At 72.2% G+C, this 16,007-nt stretch carries 18 protein-coding genes and 1 tRNA gene; 7 read left to right on the forward strand and 12 right to left on the reverse strand.

Translation table 11 applies throughout. The features are described from left to right. Nucleotides 1–36 precede the first annotated feature (36 nt). From ABRP24_RS07330 to ABRP24_RS07365, 8 genes are all read right to left on the reverse strand, one after another. Nucleotides 37–633, reverse strand: coding sequence for a response regulator transcription factor (locus ABRP24_RS07330; RefSeq protein WP_232750437.1), 597 nt, complete (start codon nt 631–633; stop codon nt 37–39). Beyond that, a complete protein-coding gene (locus ABRP24_RS07335; protein WP_138802617.1) occupies nt 630–1,799 on the reverse strand; it encodes a sensor histidine kinase in 1,170 nt (389 codons plus the stop codon). Before ABRP24_RS07335 ends, ABRP24_RS07330 begins: the two co-directional genes overlap by 4 nt. After that, entirely contained in the window at nt 1,796–2,743 is a 948-nt protein-coding gene (locus ABRP24_RS07340) for an alpha/beta hydrolase (protein ID WP_349846999.1), read from the reverse strand. Before ABRP24_RS07340 ends, ABRP24_RS07335 begins: the two co-directional genes overlap by 4 nt. Before the next feature lie 137 nt (nt 2,744–2,880). Continuing rightward, the gene (locus ABRP24_RS07345; protein ID WP_027465080.1) at nt 2,881–3,543 is read right to left on the reverse strand and encodes a bifunctional 2-polyprenyl-6-hydroxyphenol methylase/3-demethylubiquinol 3-O-methyltransferase UbiG; all 663 of its coding nucleotides are present in this window, start codon (nt 3,541–3,543) and stop codon (nt 2,881–2,883) included. Then, the gene (locus ABRP24_RS07350; protein WP_349846996.1) at nt 3,540–4,199 is read right to left on the reverse strand and encodes a DUF2064 domain-containing protein; all 660 of its coding nucleotides are present in this window, start codon (nt 4,197–4,199) and stop codon (nt 3,540–3,542) included. Before ABRP24_RS07350 ends, ABRP24_RS07345 begins: the two co-directional genes overlap by 4 nt. Then, entirely contained in the window at nt 4,196–4,945 is a 750-nt protein-coding gene (locus ABRP24_RS07355) for a glycosyltransferase family 2 protein (RefSeq protein ID WP_349846995.1), read from the reverse strand. Before ABRP24_RS07355 ends, ABRP24_RS07350 begins: the two co-directional genes overlap by 4 nt. Nucleotides 4,946–5,330: 385 nt before the next feature. Then, entirely contained in the window at nt 5,331–6,401 is a 1,071-nt protein-coding gene (locus ABRP24_RS07360; RefSeq protein WP_349846993.1) for an NAD-dependent epimerase/dehydratase family protein, read from the reverse strand. Beyond that, on the reverse strand, nt 6,398–7,327 hold the full coding sequence (locus ABRP24_RS07365) for an MTAP family purine nucleoside phosphorylase (protein WP_349846991.1): 930 nt from the start codon (nt 7,325–7,327) through the stop codon (nt 6,398–6,400). Before ABRP24_RS07365 ends, ABRP24_RS07360 begins: the two co-directional genes overlap by 4 nt. Nucleotides 7,328–7,433: 106 nt before the next feature. Between ABRP24_RS07365 and ABRP24_RS07370 the strand changes: the two genes are divergently transcribed. From ABRP24_RS07370 to ABRP24_RS07395, 6 genes are all read left to right on the forward strand, one after another. Further along, the gene (locus ABRP24_RS07370) at nt 7,434–8,666 is read left to right on the forward strand and encodes a molybdopterin molybdotransferase MoeA (RefSeq protein ID WP_349846989.1); all 1,233 of its coding nucleotides are present in this window, start codon (nt 7,434–7,436) and stop codon (nt 8,664–8,666) included. After that, nucleotides 8,663–9,151: a cyclic pyranopterin monophosphate synthase MoaC gene (moaC, locus tag ABRP24_RS07375; RefSeq protein WP_214522803.1), complete on the forward strand. Its 489-nt coding sequence runs from the start codon at nt 8,663–8,665 to the stop codon at nt 9,149–9,151. The genes ABRP24_RS07370 and moaC overlap by 4 nt, the downstream gene beginning before the upstream one ends. Continuing rightward, the gene (locus ABRP24_RS07380; RefSeq protein ID WP_349846986.1) at nt 9,148–9,660 is read left to right on the forward strand and encodes a molybdopterin-binding protein; all 513 of its coding nucleotides are present in this window, start codon (nt 9,148–9,150) and stop codon (nt 9,658–9,660) included. Before moaC ends, ABRP24_RS07380 begins: the two co-directional genes overlap by 4 nt. After that, nucleotides 9,657–10,097 carry a molybdenum cofactor biosynthesis protein MoaE gene (locus ABRP24_RS07385; protein WP_349846985.1) on the forward strand — a complete coding sequence of 147 codons (441 nt, stop codon included), beginning with the start codon at nt 9,657–9,659 and terminating at the stop codon, nt 10,095–10,097. Before ABRP24_RS07380 ends, ABRP24_RS07385 begins: the two co-directional genes overlap by 4 nt. A gap of 85 nt (nt 10,098–10,182) precedes the next feature. Then, nucleotides 10,183–10,581: a PLDc N-terminal domain-containing protein gene (locus ABRP24_RS07390; RefSeq protein ID WP_051596635.1), complete on the forward strand. Its 399-nt coding sequence runs from the start codon at nt 10,183–10,185 to the stop codon at nt 10,579–10,581. A 231-nt stretch (nt 10,582–10,812) separates the two neighbouring features. Continuing rightward, on the forward strand, nt 10,813–12,660 hold the full coding sequence (locus ABRP24_RS07395; RefSeq protein WP_111040183.1) for an ABC-F family ATP-binding cassette domain-containing protein: 1,848 nt from the start codon (nt 10,813–10,815) through the stop codon (nt 12,658–12,660). Between the two features lie 6 nt (nt 12,661–12,666). On the opposite strand, the gene ABRP24_RS07400 is transcribed toward ABRP24_RS07395, so the two are convergent. Both ABRP24_RS07400 and ABRP24_RS07405 read right to left on the reverse strand, forming a co-directional pair. Continuing rightward, nucleotides 12,667–13,143: a VOC family protein gene (locus ABRP24_RS07400; protein ID WP_349846982.1), complete on the reverse strand. Its 477-nt coding sequence runs from the start codon at nt 13,141–13,143 to the stop codon at nt 12,667–12,669. 47 nt (nt 13,144–13,190) lie between these two features. Further along, the gene (locus tag ABRP24_RS07405) at nt 13,191–13,685 is read right to left on the reverse strand and encodes a MarR family winged helix-turn-helix transcriptional regulator (protein WP_027465090.1); all 495 of its coding nucleotides are present in this window, start codon (nt 13,683–13,685) and stop codon (nt 13,191–13,193) included. Nucleotides 13,686–13,764: 79 nt separating this feature from the next. Between ABRP24_RS07405 and ABRP24_RS07410 the strand changes: the two genes are divergently transcribed. Beyond that, nucleotides 13,765–13,836: transfer RNA gene (locus tag ABRP24_RS07410), tRNA-Gln, on the forward strand. A 211-nt stretch (nt 13,837–14,047) separates the two neighbouring features. Here the strand turns inward: ABRP24_RS07410 and ABRP24_RS07415 are convergent. Beyond that, a complete protein-coding gene (locus ABRP24_RS07415; protein WP_214522742.1) occupies nt 14,048–14,419 on the reverse strand; it encodes a hypothetical protein in 372 nt (123 codons plus the stop codon). A gap of 97 nt (nt 14,420–14,516) precedes the next feature. After that, complete coding sequence (locus ABRP24_RS07420) at nt 14,517–15,983, reverse strand: SDR family NAD(P)-dependent oxidoreductase (RefSeq protein ID WP_349846977.1); 1,467 nt, start codon at nt 15,981–15,983, stop codon at nt 14,517–14,519. Nucleotides 15,984–16,007 lie beyond the last annotated feature (24 nt).

Here is a 16,007-nt window from a genome sequence, read left to right on the forward strand (position 1 = left end):
GTCTTGCATCATGCAAAACAAGAGTGCGTTCTGCGGTCAGATCCACCCTCGGTCCCAGGCCACGGCAGCGGCTGCGACACGGTTGTCGACGTGCAGTTTCGCGATCGCCGACGACAGGTGGTTCCGGACCGTGCCGTGTGCGAGCGAGAGCTCCCGGGCGATCTGCTTCGTCGCGAGCCCGTCGCGGGTGCAGCGCAGGACGTCGGCCTCCCGCGGGGTGAGCGGGCTCTCGTCCTCGGTGAGCGCAGCCGCCGCGAGACCGGCGTCGATGTACCGCTCGCCTGCCGCCACGTCGCGGATGATCTCGGCCAGCCGCGCCGCCGGTGTGGACTTCGGGACGAAGCCTCGGACACCGGCGGCCAGCGCACGCCGGAGGGTGCCGGGCCGCGCGTGGCGGGTGACGATCACCGTGGGCATCGCGTCCGACAGTGCGCGGGCGGCCTCGATGCCGTCGAGGACGGGCATCTCGAGGTCGAGCAGGACGACGTCCGGCCGATGCGTCCGGGCCGCGGCCACGGCTCCTGCCCCGTCCGCGACGTCGGCGACGACCTCGAGGTCGGTTTCCAGGCCGAGCAGTGCGACGAGTGCTCCACGGATGAGTTCCTCGTCGTCGGCGATGACGATCCTGATCACGGGCGCACCGCCGTTCGTGCGGGAACCGGGATGCGCACGAGGAGGATGAAACGGTCCTCGCTCCTGTCGGCGTCGACCGTCCCGCCGTTCGGCGCGACGCGCTGTCGGAGTCCGTCGATGCCGGTGCCGGCGCCGGTGCCGGGACGCTCGGACGGCCGCGGCGCGTCGTTCCACACCGTCAGTCGCCAGGCGTCGCCGTCCCGCAGCAGCTCGATCGACGCGGTGGTCGCGCGACTGTGCCGGATGGTGTTCGTCGCGGCCTCGCGGATGGCGACGGCGAACAGGGCGCCGACCGGGTCGGGCATGCCGGCGGTCTCGATGCGCACCGTGCAGTCGATCCCCGCCGATCGGAGGACGGCGGCGGCGTTCCGGACCTCGACCGCCACGGTGACCGTGCGGTAGCCGCCGACGAGCGCCCGGGTGTCCTCGAGCGCAGCCTGGGCCACCATGCGGATGTCCGACAGCTCCGCTCGGGCGCGCTCGGGGTCGCCGGGAAGCAGCCGTTCGGCGAGCTCGCTCTTCAGTGCGATGACCTGCAGGTGATGGCCCTGGATGTCGTGCAGATCGGTGGCGAACCGGAGTCGTTCCTCGGTGACAGCGAGGTCGGATGCGGTGCGACGAGCGGCTTCGAGCCGGAGCACGACGCGGTGGATCCAGACGACGCTGAGCGGCATCAGGGCGAAGAGCGCGAGGGTCCCGACCAGGACCAGTTCGGCGGGCTCGGCGCGGGCGTCGGCCGCCGCGACGAGCAGCACGACGGTGCCGGCGAGCACGGTGACCCGCGCCCACCCGCGCAGCAGGCAGCCGATCGTGCCGCCCGCGATCGCCAGGGTGAACGACCACGCGGAGCCGGTCGCCGACGGGACGAGCGCGACCACCCACGTGGCGGCCGCGAGCACCAGCAGGGCGAGCACGGCCGGGTGGCGTGCCGACGCCTCGCCGGCGGGGCGGAGCAGCAGCGGGATCGATGCGAGCGCCGCCACCGTCGCGGCGGCGGTGAGCACGACGAGTACGGGGGTTCGTGCCGTCGTCGGGCCGTCGGTCCCGATGAGCACCTGCACGCCGCCGCCCACCAGCACCACGAGCCAGAGCGACGCGACCGACGACCAGCGGACCACCCGGACGTCGGCGTCGGCGCGGGGCTGTTCCTGCCCGGGTTGCGTCACGCGCCCAGGGTAGCGAGGGTCGCGTCGGTGTCCCTGGCGATCCGTTCGGACAGCGTGTGGTGCAGGTAGTGGTCGCCGACCAGCCCGATCACCCGGCCGTGGTCCACGCTCGCGGCCTGGCGCTCGTGCAACCGGACCCAGTTCGGCACGTCGTTGTCGTTCGTCCGCACGAACAACAGCACCGGCAGGTCCGCGGGGAACCGCGAGTCCTCGACGGACCGGAAGTTCTCCGGCGCGTGCCGCATCTCGTCGATGATCGTCGGGGCGGCACCGTTCTTCGCCGAGAGCAGCTGCATCTGGCGCCTCGTCGCGTCGTCGTAGGCATCGCCGTACGTGTCCGAGGACGCTCCACCGAGAGCGCGCAGCAGACCGAGTCGGTCGAGGGCGACGATCGCGCCGGTCGGGATCGGCTCGTCCCAGCTCGACTGTCGCGGCACACTGCTGTCGATGCCGACGAAGGCGGTCACCTCGTCGCGGTACGCCTTCGTGTAGGGCAGGGCGTAGATGCCCGCGACCGAGTGGCCCATCAGCACGTACCGGTCGATGTGCAGGTGCTGCAGGGCCTCGTGGACCTCGCGGGTGATGTTCGCGGCGGTCCGCGGGACGTCGGTCTGGTCGCTCAGCCCGGTGCCGAACGGTTCGACGGCGACGACCCGGTGCGTCCGGGCGAGCTGGTCGGTGAGCGGCCCGAAGTCGAGCCCGGGAGCGGCGGTGCCGAGGCCCGGCAGGAGCACGATCGTCTTGATGTCGGAGTTGCCGGTGCCGCGGACGACGACGTTCATCCGCTTGCCGTCCACGGGCACACGCTCGCCGTAGTCGTCGATCTCGGACGCTTCGACGTGGGTCGCGACGACGTTGACGACCGTCGTCGTCGCCAGGGCGAGGACCGGGACCGCAACCAGTGCGCCGAGGGTGATCAGGGTGATGCGCAGGGACTTCCGCACGGTGCTCGTCTCGATCGGGCCGCGCGGGGTCCGCGCGGCGGGTCCGGTCAGTCAAACGGCGTGGGGCGCGGAGCGGATGTGCCCCGGTGTCACGATCGACCGTGACGGATGTCACGGTCGATCGTGCCGCGGGCCGGTCAGGCGAGCAGCTCGCAGAAGTTCCGGCCCTCGGCCGTCCAGCTCTGCCGCGGGACCATCCCGGCGTCCGCCGCGTGCCGGTGCAGGGCGTCGAGGCCGACCTCGGCCCACGGGAACCCGGCGCTCTCGTTGCCGTCGGCGTCCACCACCCGCGCGGTGTACACGCGGTCGGCCGCGGCTTCGGGGTTCGTCTCGACGATGACCCGGCCGCCGGCTCGTACGATCTCGCGGCAGCGGGCGAGCAGGGCCGTCGGGTCGCCGCCGATGCCGATGTTCCCGTCGATCACCAGCGCGGTGTCCCAGTGACCCTCGTCGGGCACGGCGTCGAACACGGAACCCTGCAGGGCGGTGCCGCCGGCGCGCTGCGCGATGGCCACGGCCTCGGCGGAGACGTCGACGCCGAGCGCCGGGATGCCCCGGGACCGTGCGGCGACGAGCATCCGGCCCGGACCACAGCCGATGTCGATGACCCCGCCGTCGACGTCGTCGAGGAGCGAGCGGTCGACGCGGTCGGCGGCGGCGCTCCAACGGCCGACGTCCATCGTGGTGACGGCGTCGGGGCGGTCGGCGTCGGTCAGGCGCAGGTGGCCGTCGGTGCGCAGGGCGCGAGCGTACGGCTCGCCGCCGCCGGCACCGAACGAGACGGGTGCGTGCATGGTCATCGGGTGCTCCCCACGGTCTCGGCACGGAGTGCCCGGGTGAAGTCGGAGTCGGGTGCGAGGTCGGCGACCCGCTCGGCGTCCGGGATCGTGTCGACGTCGAGCAGCTCCCCGAGCACGCCCACGTCGAGTCCGGCATCGGTCAGGCGTGCGAGCTGCACGGCTCCGGTGTCGTCACGCGACATCGGGACGCCGCGCAGCAGGTCGCCGGTGGGCTGTCGCAGGTACAGCGACCAGAAGCCGCCGTCCTCGGCCGGGCCGAACCAGGCGTCGCGGGCGGCGTCCTCGAACACCGGCGCGAGGTCCGCGGTGGACACCTGCGGGGTGTCCATGCCGACGAGCAGCAGCGGACCGTCGACGGCGTCGAACAGGAACCCGAGGCGCTCGTCCAGACCGCCACCGGGCTGGTGCAGCACCTCGAACCCGTCGGCCGCGGCGGGCACGACATCGCCGTCGAAGAACAGGACCCGGCGGGCCGCGGGCAGTGCGCGGACGGTCGCCAGGGTGTCGGCGAGGCTCGCGGACGCGACGCGTGCGGCGCCCTCGGGCGAGAGCGCCGGCGTCAGCCGGGTCTTCACCTTGCCGGGCAGGCACTCCTTCGCCACGACGGCGACGGTGACGTCGGCGCGCGGAGCGTCGCTGGCGTGGGTGGCGGTCACGAGCGGGCCTCCTCGACCACGGGGGTGGACTCCGCCGCCTGGCGGAGCGGCCCCGGTGCGACGACCCGGACATGGGCCTCCCGGCGGTACGCACGGAGCAGACGGGACATGTCCCGCACCGCGTTGATCGTGCCGCGGAGCGTGCCGGTGACCTTGCTGTCACCGATGCGCTGCGCGTACCCGATGTCGGACTCGTCGACGCGCCAGCCGGCGGCGTGCGCGGCCAGGACCATCTCGAGCGGGTAGCCGCTGCGGCGGTCGCGCAGGTCGAGGGAGACGAGGTCCTCGCGGCGCATCACACGCATCGGGCCGAGGTCGCGCAGGCGGTAGCCGGTCGCGCGGTGCATCAGGACGGCGAGGACGCGGTTCGCGAACCGCGCGTGCGGGGCCCACGCGCCGCGGCCGGTCGGGACGCGACGGCCGAGTGCCAGGTCGACGCGGCCACTGGCCACGCGGTCGACCAGGGGCGGGAGCTCGGCCGGGTCCATCGAGGCGTCGGCGTCGCAGAACGCGACGAAGTCGGCGGTTGCCGCGGCGACCCCGGCGGCACACGCCGAACCGAACCCCTTGACGGGTTCCGTCACCACGAGGGCACCGTGGGCGCGGGCGACGTCGGCCGATCCGTCGGTCGACCCGTTGTCGACGACGATGGCCCGGTAACCCGTGGGGAGGCGCGCGATGACCTTCGGCAGGGCGTCCGCCTCGTCGAGGCACGGCAGGATCACGTCGACAGTCATGTCCGTCATTCGGTGCGGTCGGTCGGATCGACGGGTCTGTCCTGGCATGCACTCGACACAACACGACGACGCGCTGCGGGGTACAGGAAACTGCCGGGTCCTGGTCGTTCAGCGCGCTCGATCCGCGTCCGGTCCCCAGAACGGGGGACAGGGTGCGCGCGTGTGTTCCGCGAGTGGTTCCGCAAGACGCCGTCGTGTCGTCGAGACGCCGCCGGATGCGGCGGCGTCTCACGCAGCAGGGGGCATGGTGCCGACACGACGGCGTCCTGCGGGGCCGTGGGGGCGGGGAATTCGGACGGGAGGCGCGGGGCGGGGCCGTCACGGCCCTCCCGTCCGGTGGCTGGCCGTGCTCTCAGGCGTCGCTCGCGCCGACCGGCCCGCTCACGCGTTCCGGCTAGCGGACGGCGCTGCGGAGCGGTGCCGTCGCGAAGTCGCGCATGCCGGCCTCGAAGTCGACCTCGGCGTGCCAGCCGAGCTCGGCGGCGATGCGTGCCGAACTCGCGGTGACGTGGCGGACGTCGCCCAGGCGGTACTCGCCCGTGACGACCGGCTGCGGGCCGTCGGGTCCGGCGATCGCGGCGGCCATGTCGCCGATGGTGTGCACGGTGCCGGAGCCGACGTTGTACGCGCGGAACGTGTCCGACGGCAGGTCGGCGGTCGCCGCGATGGAGGCGGCGTTCGCACCGGCGACGTCGTCGACGTGCACGAAGTCGCGTCGCTGGGCGCCGTCCTCGAAGACCCGGGGTGCCTCGCCGCGGGCCAGCGCCGAGCGGAACAGGGACGCGACACCGGCGTAGGGGGTGTTCGCCGGCATGCCCGGCCCGTAGACGTTGTGGTAGCGGAGCGCGATCGCGCGGCCGCCCGTGGCACGGGCCCAACTGGAGGCGAGGTGCTCCTGCGCGACCTTCGTCTGCGCGTACACGTTGCGGGGGTCGAGCGCGGCGGACTCGTCGATCAGGCCGGGCAGCAGGGGCTGACCGTCGGGGCCGATGGGGTCGAAGTGGCCGGCGTCGAGGTCCTCGCGGCGGCGGGCCGGCGGACGGGTCGGCTCGCCGGAGGCGGTGGTGTACGCGCCCTCGCCGTAGACGACCATCGAGCTGGCGACGACGAGCCGGCCGATGTCGTGCCGGTCCATGCCGGCGAGGACGTGGGCGGTGCCGGCGTCGTTCGACGAGACGTAGTCGGGGGCGTCCTGGAAGTCCACGCCGAGGCCGACCTTCGCGGCCTGGTGGCACACGACGTCGATGCCGTCGAGGGCGGCGTCGAGGGCGACCCGGTCGCGGACGTCGCCGTGCACGAACGCGATGCCCTGCTGCTGGTGGGCGTGGATGACCTCGGCGGGGTCACCGTGCACGTCGTCGCGCAGGGAGTCGAGGACGCGGACCTCGTGGCCGTCGGCCAGGGCGCGGCGGACGATCGCGGAGCCGATGAAGCCGGCGCCGCCGGTGACGAGGAGGCGGGTCATGCGGTGGCGCCTGTGGTGGCGGTGGCGGCGGGCTGGGCCTGCGTGGCGGTGGGGCCTGTGGGCTGGGCCTGCATGATGCTGGCGCTCGCGCTGGTCGGCACGAGTTCGCGCGGGGTGAAGTCGGCGGGGATGGCGGCGACGATCTGGCCGATGGCGCGGACGATGACCTCGTTGGCGCGGGCGAGGCGTTCCATGACGAGGGCGTGGGTGACGACGGCACCGGCGTCGTCGACGTCGGGGCCGCTGGCGGCGGCTGCGGCCTCGTCCTCGGTCGGGGCCAGTCCGGCGTCGGCGTCGGTGACGAACGACATGTTCACCGTGGCGATGCCGAGTTCGGCGGCCAATGGGACCTCGGGCGTCATCGTCATGTTGATGGTGTGGCCGCCGGCCTGGCGGAGCCAGACGGACTCGGCGCGGGTGGAGAACCGGGGACCCTGGATGACGACGCAGGTGCCGGTCGGACGGAACGGCACGTCGAGCCCGGCGACGGCGTCGATCGCCGCGCGGCGGAGCGTCGGGTCGAACGGGTCGGCGAAGGACAGGTGCTGCACGTCGTCCTCGAAGAACGTGTCGGCGCGGCCCCAGGTGCGGTCGATGAGCTGGTCCGTCACGACGAAGGTGCCCGGGGCGTAGTCGGGGTGCAGGCCGCCCACGGCACTCGAGGACACGATCGCGCGGACGCCGAGCGAACGGAGCGCCCAGACGTTCGCACGGTGGTTGATGCGGTGCGGGGCGACGGAGTGCTCACGGCCGTGGCGGGTCAGGAACGCGACCCGTCGTCCGGCCATCGTGCCGATGCTGATCGGGCTCGACGTCGGGCCGAACGGGGTCGGGACGTCGAGCTCGTCGGCGGTGCCCTCCTCGAACAGCTGGTAGAGGCCGGAGCCTCCGATGACACCGATCGTCACGGCTTCGTCGTTCTCCACAGGTCCTCCGGTTGGTCGTCGGCGCGGGCTGCGCGCTGGATACGCTACTGACGGCGCCACCGGGCGAACCGGGAACGGCGCCACCAACCCCTGTTCGGAGGCACCTGTGCGAACGATCGGTCAGCACCGCGACGACGTGGCGGCGTTGCTCGCCCCGGTGGTGGCGGGCCTCGGAGCAGAAGAACTACCGATCGACGAACTCGTCGGCGCGGGGTTCGGGGCCGGGTTCGCACACCGCGTGCTCGCGGCCGCCGTCCTGTCGCCCGTTCCGCTGCCGCCGTTCGACAACAGCCAGATGGACGGGTTCGCGGTGCGGGTCGCCGAGGCCGGGCAGCAGGTCCGGGTCGTCGAACCGATCCCCGCCGGCGTGGTGCCCGAACCGCTCGAGCCCGGCACGGCCGCGCCGATCATGACCGGTGCACGGATCCCGACCGGCGCCGACGCGGTGTTCCCGGTCGAGGCGACCGAGCCCGGCGCGTTCCCGGCGGCGCTCGAGCTGCCCCGGGTGACGGCGCCCGCTGACCTGACCGCCGGCACGTTCGTGCGGGTCACCGGCAGCGACCTGCCCGCCGGTGCCGAGCTCGCTCCGGCCGGTTCCGCGGTCACGCCGGCGCTGCTCGGGGCCCTGGCTGCTGCGGGGGTGACGACCGTGTCGGTGCGCCGACCACTGCGGGTCCTCGTCGTCTCGACCGGCTCGGAGCTGCAGGGCGCCGACACGGACGCGGCGACCATCGGTGACGCCAACGGCATCGCGCTCCGGGCCGCCCTGGCTCAGGTCGGTGCGGACTCGCGGGCCGTCCGGGTTCCCGACGACGTCTCTGCCTTCGACCGGGCGCTCGATGCGGCCGTGGGGGACTGGGCCGACCTCGTGCTGACCACCGGGGGCATCAGCGCCGGGGCGTACGAGGTCGTCCGACAGGCGCTCGAACCCCGCGGACTCGCGGTGACGCCGGTCGCGATGCAACCCGGTGGGCCGCAGGCGTTCGGCAGTGTCGTGTCCGGAGAAGGTCGCGCCGTACCGGTCGTGTCCTTCCCCGGCAACCCGGTGTCGGCGCTCGTCTCGTTCGAGGTGTTCCTGCGCCCCCTGCTCGCCGCCGCTGTCGGACTCGTGCCGGACCGCCCCACGCAGGTCCTGCCGGCGGCGTCCGCTGCCGGCTCACCCGTCGGCAAGCACCAGGTCCGTCGCGGCCGGGTGCAGGACGGGGCCGTGCACTTCGTCGGTGGGCCGAGTTCGCACCTGCTCGTGCACTACGCCGCCGCCACCCACCTGGTGCACGTCCCCGTGGGGGTCGACACCGTCGAGGTCGGCGACCCCCTGACCGTCTGGAGCCTCCGATGACCGACCCGTCCGCCTCCGACCAGCTGTCGCACGTCCGTGCCGACGGCAGCGCGCACATGGTCGACGTCTCCGCGAAGGACGTCACCGACCGGTCGGCCAACGCCACCGCCACCGTCGTCACCCGTCCCGACGTCGTCGCACGCATCCTCGACGGCTCGCTGCCCAAGGGCGAGGTCGTCGGCACCGCCCGGATCGCCGCGATCATGGCGGTGAAGAAGACCTCCGACCTGATCCCGCTGTGTCACCCGCTGCCGATCGCCGGCGTGCAGGTCGACATCACCGGCACCGACGACCGCGTGCTGATCGAGGTGTCGGTCCGCACGACCTCGCGCACCGGCGTCGAGATGGAAGCCCTGACCGGGGCGAGCGTCGCCGCCCTGACGGTGTACGACATGGTGAAGGCCGTCGACCGAGCGGCCGTGATCACGGACGTGCGCGTGCTCGAGAAGCACGGCGGGCGCTCCGGGGACTGGAGCAACCGATGACCGCCGAGCCGACCAAGGGCCGGGCCGCCGTCGTCGTGGTGTCCACGCAGGCCGCCGCCGACCCCGCACTCGACCGCACCGGACCCGTCATCGTCGACTGGCTACGCGACCGCGGGTTCACCACGAGCGACCCGATCATCGTCCCCGACGGCGGCGCGATCACCGAGACCGTCACCGCCGAACTCCTGGCCGACGCACGGGTCGTCATCACCACCGGCGGCACCGGGGTCACCCCGACCGACCGGACCCCCGAGGCGGTGGCGGGGCTGATCGACCTCGAACTGCCCGGCATCACCGAGGAGATCCGTCGACGCGGGCTCGCGGGTGCCGGCCCCACCGCGCTGCTCACCCGCGGCGTCGCCGGGGTCACGAACGCCGGGTGCCTGCTCGTCACCCTGCCCGGGTCGCGCGGCGGGGTGTCCGACGGGCTCGCCGTGCTCGACGGTGTGCTCGACCACGTCGTCGCCCAGGTGCACGGCGAGGGCCACGCCCCGCGGAGCGCCTCGTGAGCAGCACCGAGGCCACCGCACGGGTCGTGCTGGCCGACGTCGTCGACCGCGACATCAGCGTCGACGAGGTCGCAGCCGTGGTGGCCACCGAGCAGGACGGCGCCGTGGTGACCTTCGCCGGCATCGTCCGTGACCACGACGGTGGCAAGGGCGTCACGGCGCTCGACTACGAGCGGCACCCCAGCGCCGGCGACGTCATCACCGAGGTCGCCCGGACCATCGCCGAGGACCACCCCGACGTCCGGATCGCCGTGCTGCACCGGGTCGGGGCGCTCGGCATCGGTGACGTCGCGCTCGCCGCAGCGGTGTCGTCGTCGCACCGGGCTCAGGCGTTCGCCGCGTGCGGTGCCCTGGTCGACCTGGTGAAGGAGCGCGTGCCGATCTGGAAGCACCAGCGGTTCACCGACGGGACGGACGAGTGGGTCGCGGCGCTGTGACCGGCCCCCACCCTGTGCACCTTCGCAACCGGGACGCTCGTTCGGGGCATGGTGAGACTCCAAGCGGATCCATAGAATCGCGAACATGAGCGTCTTGCTGCCCGGGATCACCGTCATCCTGCTGGTCTTCGCCCTGATCGACATCCTGACGAAGACGGATGACCAGATCCGCGGCCTGCCGAAGATCGCGTGGGTGATCCTCGTGATCCTGGTCCCCGTCGTCGGCAGCATCGTCTGGTTCGCCATCGGCCACGACTGGGCTCCGGGCGAACGGAACCACGGTCGCTACATCGAGCCGACCCGCCACGAGGACCGGTACGCCACCCTCGGCGATGCCCGCAGTGCGCACGGCGCCAAGCGCGTGACCGGCACGGAGCAGGAGCTCGCCGAGCTCGAGCGCGAGATCGAGTACTGGGAGGCGCAGGCCCGCCTGAAGCGTGCAAAGGAGGCCGCGGGCGAAGGCGACGCGGCCCCCGCGAGCTGACCCGGGCCTCCAGGCCGTCGCACCGACGCGCGGAGCGCCGCCTCGCCGACGCACCGTGCGCGGTCTGTCGGCTGGTGCGAGGTTGCGCGCTCCGTGTGCCGCTACAGGCTCGCACCGAGCGGGCAACCTCGCACCACTCGAACAAGCGCGCACCGTGCGACCAGAGCCGGCCGAACACCCGAACCACCCGCCCCGCACCCACCACCCCGCCGCGCCACCTACCCTTGACGCGTGGCACATCTCCTCGGCGCCGAGAACCTGCATCTCGAGTTCCCCACCAAGGTCGTCTTCGACAACGTCACCCTCGGCATCGACGAGGGTGACCGGATCGGCGTCGTCGGCCGGAACGGCGACGGCAAGTCGACCCTCCTCGCACTGCTGTCCCAGCGCCTCGAGCCGGACGGCGGCCGCGTCACGCACCGGCGCGGGCTGACCATCGGCTACCTGGACCAGCGCGACATCCTGCCCGAGGGCGCGACCGTCGGCAGCACCGTCGTCGGCGACCTCGAGGAGCACGAGTGGGCCGGTGACCCGAAGATCCGCGACATCATCGGCGGTCTGGTCTCGGACATCCCGTGGGACGTCAGCGTCGACGAGCTGTCCGGTGGGCAGCGTCGCCGTGTGGCCCTCGCGCGGCTGCTGGTCGGCGACTGGGACGTCCTGTTCCTGGACGAGCCGACCAACCACCTGGACGTCGAGGGCATCGAGTGGCTCGCCGGGCACATCAACCGCCGCTGGTCGTCGAACCAGGGCGGCATGGTCGTCGTGACGCACGACCGGTGGTTCCTCGACGCGGTGTCGACCGACACGTGGGAGGTCCACGACGGCGTCGTCGACCCCTTCGAAGGTGGCTACGCCGCGTACATCCTGCAGCGCGTGGAGCGTGACCGGCAGGCGGCCACGATCGAGCAGCGCCGCCAGAACCTGGCCCGCAAGGAGCTCGCGTGGCTCCGCCGCGGTGCCCCGGCCCGCACGAGCAAGCCGAAGTTCCGCATCGACGCGGCGAACGCCCTGATCGACGACGTCCCGCCGATCCGCGACACGGTCGCGCTGTCCCGGACGGCGACCGCGCGCCTCGGCAAGGACGTCGTCGACCTGCTCGACGTGAGTGTCTCGTTCGACGGTACGCAGATCCTCGACCGCATCGAGTGGCGCATCGCTCCGGGGGAGCGGACCGGCATCCTCGGCCCGAACGGCGCCGGCAAGTCCACGCTGCTCAACCTGGTCTCCGGGCGGCTGCAGCCGACGAGCGGGCGGGTGAAGACCGGCAAGACGGTGCAGGTCGCGGTCCTCGACCAGCAGCTCGCCGACCTGCAGCAGTTCGCCGACGACCGCGTGCGCGAGGTGGTGGCCCGCAAGAAGACGAGCTACGTCGCCGACGGCAAGGAGATGACGCCGTCGCAGCTGCTCGAGCGGCTCGGCTTCACCTCGGAGCAGCTCTCCACGCCGGTCAAGGACCTGTCCGGTGGGCAGAAGCGGCGCCTGCAGCTCATGCTCATCCTGCTCGACGAGCCGAACGTGCTCATCCTCGACGAGCCCACCAACGACCTCGACACCGACATGCTCGCCGCCATGGAGGACCTGCTCGACACCTGGCCCGGCACTCTGCTGGTCGTCAGCCACGACCGGTACCTGCTCGAGCGCGTGACCGACCAGCAGTACGCCGTGCTCGGCGGGCACCTGCGCCATCTGCCCGGCGGCGTCGACGAGTACATGCGTCTGCGCGAGGCCGGCACCGGTGGCGGGACCGCCTCTGCGGCTGCCGCCGCGTCTGCCGGGAGGCCCGACACCGTGGGCGGGACCGGCTCGGCCGGTGCCGTGGCCGGGTCGACTGCCGCCGGTGCGTCCGCCCTGTCGGGAGCGGACCGGCGGACGGCCGAGAAGGAGATGTCGGCGCTCGACCGGAAGATCGCGAAGGTCGGCGCGGACCGCAAGAAGCTGCTCGACCAGTTCGCGACGCACGACCAGTCCGACTACGCCGGACTCGGCGAACTGCAGGCGAAGCTCGCTGCGCTCGAGGCCGAGGTCGAGCAGCTCGAGGAGCGCTGGCTCGAGGTCGCGGAGCTGCTCGGGGTCTGAGGCGGTCTACTCGACGGACGCGGGGTCGACCGCGTCCTGGCCGTTGTCCGTCGGGGTGGTGTCCTCGGGGGCCCCGCCGCCGGGGTTCGCCACGACCTCCCACAGGTGGCCGTCCGGGTCCTGGAAGAAGCCGGACCACATGCCCCACGGGCGCGTGTACGGCGGTTCCGGCATCGTGGCGCCCGCTGCCTGCGCCCGTTCGAGGAACGCCTCGGCCTCGGCCTGACTGCTCGTGAAGTGCCCGATCGTGCTGCTCGGTGCCGTGGCCAGCTGCACGCCGGAGTCCTTCGCCATGTCGTCCCGGCCGTAGACGCTGACGATCAGGCCGTCGTCGAGGGTGAACATCGCCGTGGTGCCGCCGGCCTGCGTCTCGGTGGCGGGGTACTCGGTGCCGATGACGCCGCTGCCCTCGATGCCGAGCAGGGCGCGGTAGAACTCGACCGATCGAGCGACGTCGGCGACGGCGAGGGTGATGGCGTGCATGCGGCGCACGCTACGCCGGGGCCGCTCGGCGCGTGTCACGCTGTCGGTCAGTCCCCGAGGCCCAGGATGAGTCGGCGGAGCAGCCCGGCCAACTGGCCCTGCTCGTCGGCGGAGACCCCGGACAGGATGTCGCGCTCGGCAGCCAGCAGGTCTGCGATCGCCGCGTCCACCGCCACCCGGCCCTTGCCCGTCAGCGAGACGAGGATGCCGCGGCCGTCCTTCGGGTCGGTCCGTCGCCCCACGAAGCCGCGGGCCGCCAGGCGGTCCACCCGGTTCGTCATCGTGCCGCTCGACACCAGGGTCTGCTGCAGCAGGGTCTTCGGGCTCAGCTCGTAGGGCTCACCCGCCCGCCGCAGTGCCGACAGGACGTCGAACTCCCACGGTTCCATGTCGCTCGCGTCGAACGCCGTCCGCCTGGCGCGGTCCAGGTGCCGGGCAAGCCGGTCCACGCGGGACAGCACCTCGAGCGGGCCGAAGTCGAGGTCGGCACGCTCACGACCCCACGCCGCGACGATGCGATCGACCTCGTCCTCATGCGGCATCTCTCCATCTTGGCCGAACCCGGAGCGGACAGCCAGCCTCGTCGGTCGTGGGAGGATGGAGGAGCACCTCCGGGTGTGTTCCGCCTTGGTGTAATGGCAGCACGACGGCCTTTGGTGCCGTTAGGTCCGGGTTCGAATCCTGGAGGCGGAGCGGACGACGGGGTGATCGGTCTATCGACGGAATCGGTTCGGTGTGTTCGCTCCGTGGAGCCTCCGGACGTGCTCGGACCTCCCGTGGCATCTTCAGCGGGGTCAGGCCGCCACTGGTATGTCCAGGGGCATGGTCGTGACCTCGATCGGATCGCCTCCTGCTGCCTCGTCGCGAGGTTCGCGTGACTGGTGGCGCTTGCCGAGTAACTCAATCACTCGGGCGAGGAGCGCGGGCGAGCGCTCATCTCATGGGCGTGCGCGTCTGCTTCGGTCTTGTAGATCTCGCCCCATGCGATGCTCGCGGGCATGGCATGGAGACGCACGTCCGCGTCAGGCAGGCTGATCTGCACGAAGTGCGGGAAGGCGGGGAACGTCCAGAGGTCTTCGTCCTCGAACCGACTCCAGAGCAACAACTCTCCGACGCCGAGCGGGTGGCCGAGTTCCTGACCGTTCAACGGCGGATCGCAGCTCACCATCAGCGCATGGTGACCGTTCGGCAGCTCGATCGGTCGTTCCACCCTGCACCGGAAGACGGTCGAGAACCGCTTGCTGTCCATGGACGAGAGGAAGAAGACTTCCAGCATTTCAGAACTCCGGGTTGGCTCCGCTGACGTTGACTGAACGGATTGATCCGATGTCGATCCTGTGCGGATGGTGACGGATCCAACGGTCAGCCGCTCGTCACCACGAACTCGGCGCGTAGTCCTTCAGGAAGACACCGAACACGTCCTCGCCGGCTTCGCCCCGGACGATCGGGTCGTAGACGCGGGCTGCCCCGTCGACCAGATCGAGTGGCGCGTGGAAGCCTTCTTCGGCGAGCCGGACCTTCGTGGGGTGCGGCCGTTCGTCGGTGATCCAGCCGGTGTCGACGCTCGTCATCAGGATGTTGTCGGTCTCGAACATCTCCTGCGCGCTCGTGCGGGTGAGCATGTTCACGGCGGCCTTCGCCATGTTCGTGTGCGGGTGCCCCGGCCCCTTGTAGGCGCGGCCGAACACCCCTTCCATGGCGCTGACGTTCACCACGTAGGTGCGGCGTCCCGTGCTCGCGGCCATGGCGGGGCGGAGCTTCGAGATGAGGATGAACGGCGCCGTGGTGTTGGCCAGCTGGACCTCGAGCATCTCGAGCGGGTCGACCTCGTCCACCTGCTGGGTCCACGAGTTCTCGTCGTGCAGGTCGGGGACCAGGCCGCCGGCGTCGATCGCGGTGCCCAGGGCGAGCCGTTCGAGCGAGCTCGACCCCGGCGCCATCGCCTGTTCGGTCAGCTCGTCGGCTCGGGCTGCGGCGGCCGCGAGGATCGGGTGCGCGGCAACCGAGCGGGCGAGCGCCAGCGGGTGCTGGTCGTTCGTGTGCCCGAAGGTCACGAGTTCGGGCAGCGGTCCGTCGGGCAGCGGCGCGAGTTCCGCGTCGACCAGCGGCTGGTAGGCGCCGGTCGACCGGCGCACGGTCTGGGTGGCGTTGTTGATCAGGATGTCGAGGGGACCGGACGCGGCGACGTCCTCGGCGAGCCCGATCACCTGCGCGGGGTCGCGCAGGTCGATGCCGACGACCTTCAGACGGTCCATCCAGTCGGCGGAGTCGGGCAGGCTCGCGAACCGGCGCACCGCGTCGCGGGGGAACCGCGTGGTGATGGTGGTGTGGGCCCCGTCGCGCAGCAGCCGGAGGGCGATGTACATGCCGATCTTCGCGCGACCGCCGGTGAGCAGTGCCCGCTTGCCGGTCAGGTCCGTCCGGGCGTCGCGCTTCGCGTGGCTCATGCGGGCGCACGCCGGGCAGAGCTGGTGGTAGAACGCGTCGACGACCGTGTAGTGCTGCTTGCACATGTAGCAGGGCCGTGCCTTCAGCAGCGTGCCCGCGGTGGTCGACGCGGTCGAGGCGCTGATCAGGACGCCGCGGGTCTCGTCGTCGATCCGGTCGGCGGCCCCGGTGGCGGTGGCGGCGATCACTCGGCGGTCGGCCTCGGCGATGACGCCGCGCTTCTCGAGACGGTGCGCGCGCTTGACGGCCTTGAACATCTTCGCGGTGGCCTGGCGGACCCGGATGAAGTCCGGGTGCGTCTCGTCGATCGACGGCAGCTGCTCGAGCACCCGGAGCGCGACGGTCAGGTCGTCGGGGTCGATGCCGCTGGGTTCGGGGTGCTCGGAGCTCACACGCGATCCTACGTCGGGACCGAG

The organism is Curtobacterium sp. WHRI 8282, from assembly GCF_040223925.2.
Classification (GTDB): domain Bacteria; phylum Actinomycetota; class Actinomycetes; order Actinomycetales; family Microbacteriaceae; genus Curtobacterium; species Curtobacterium flaccumfaciens.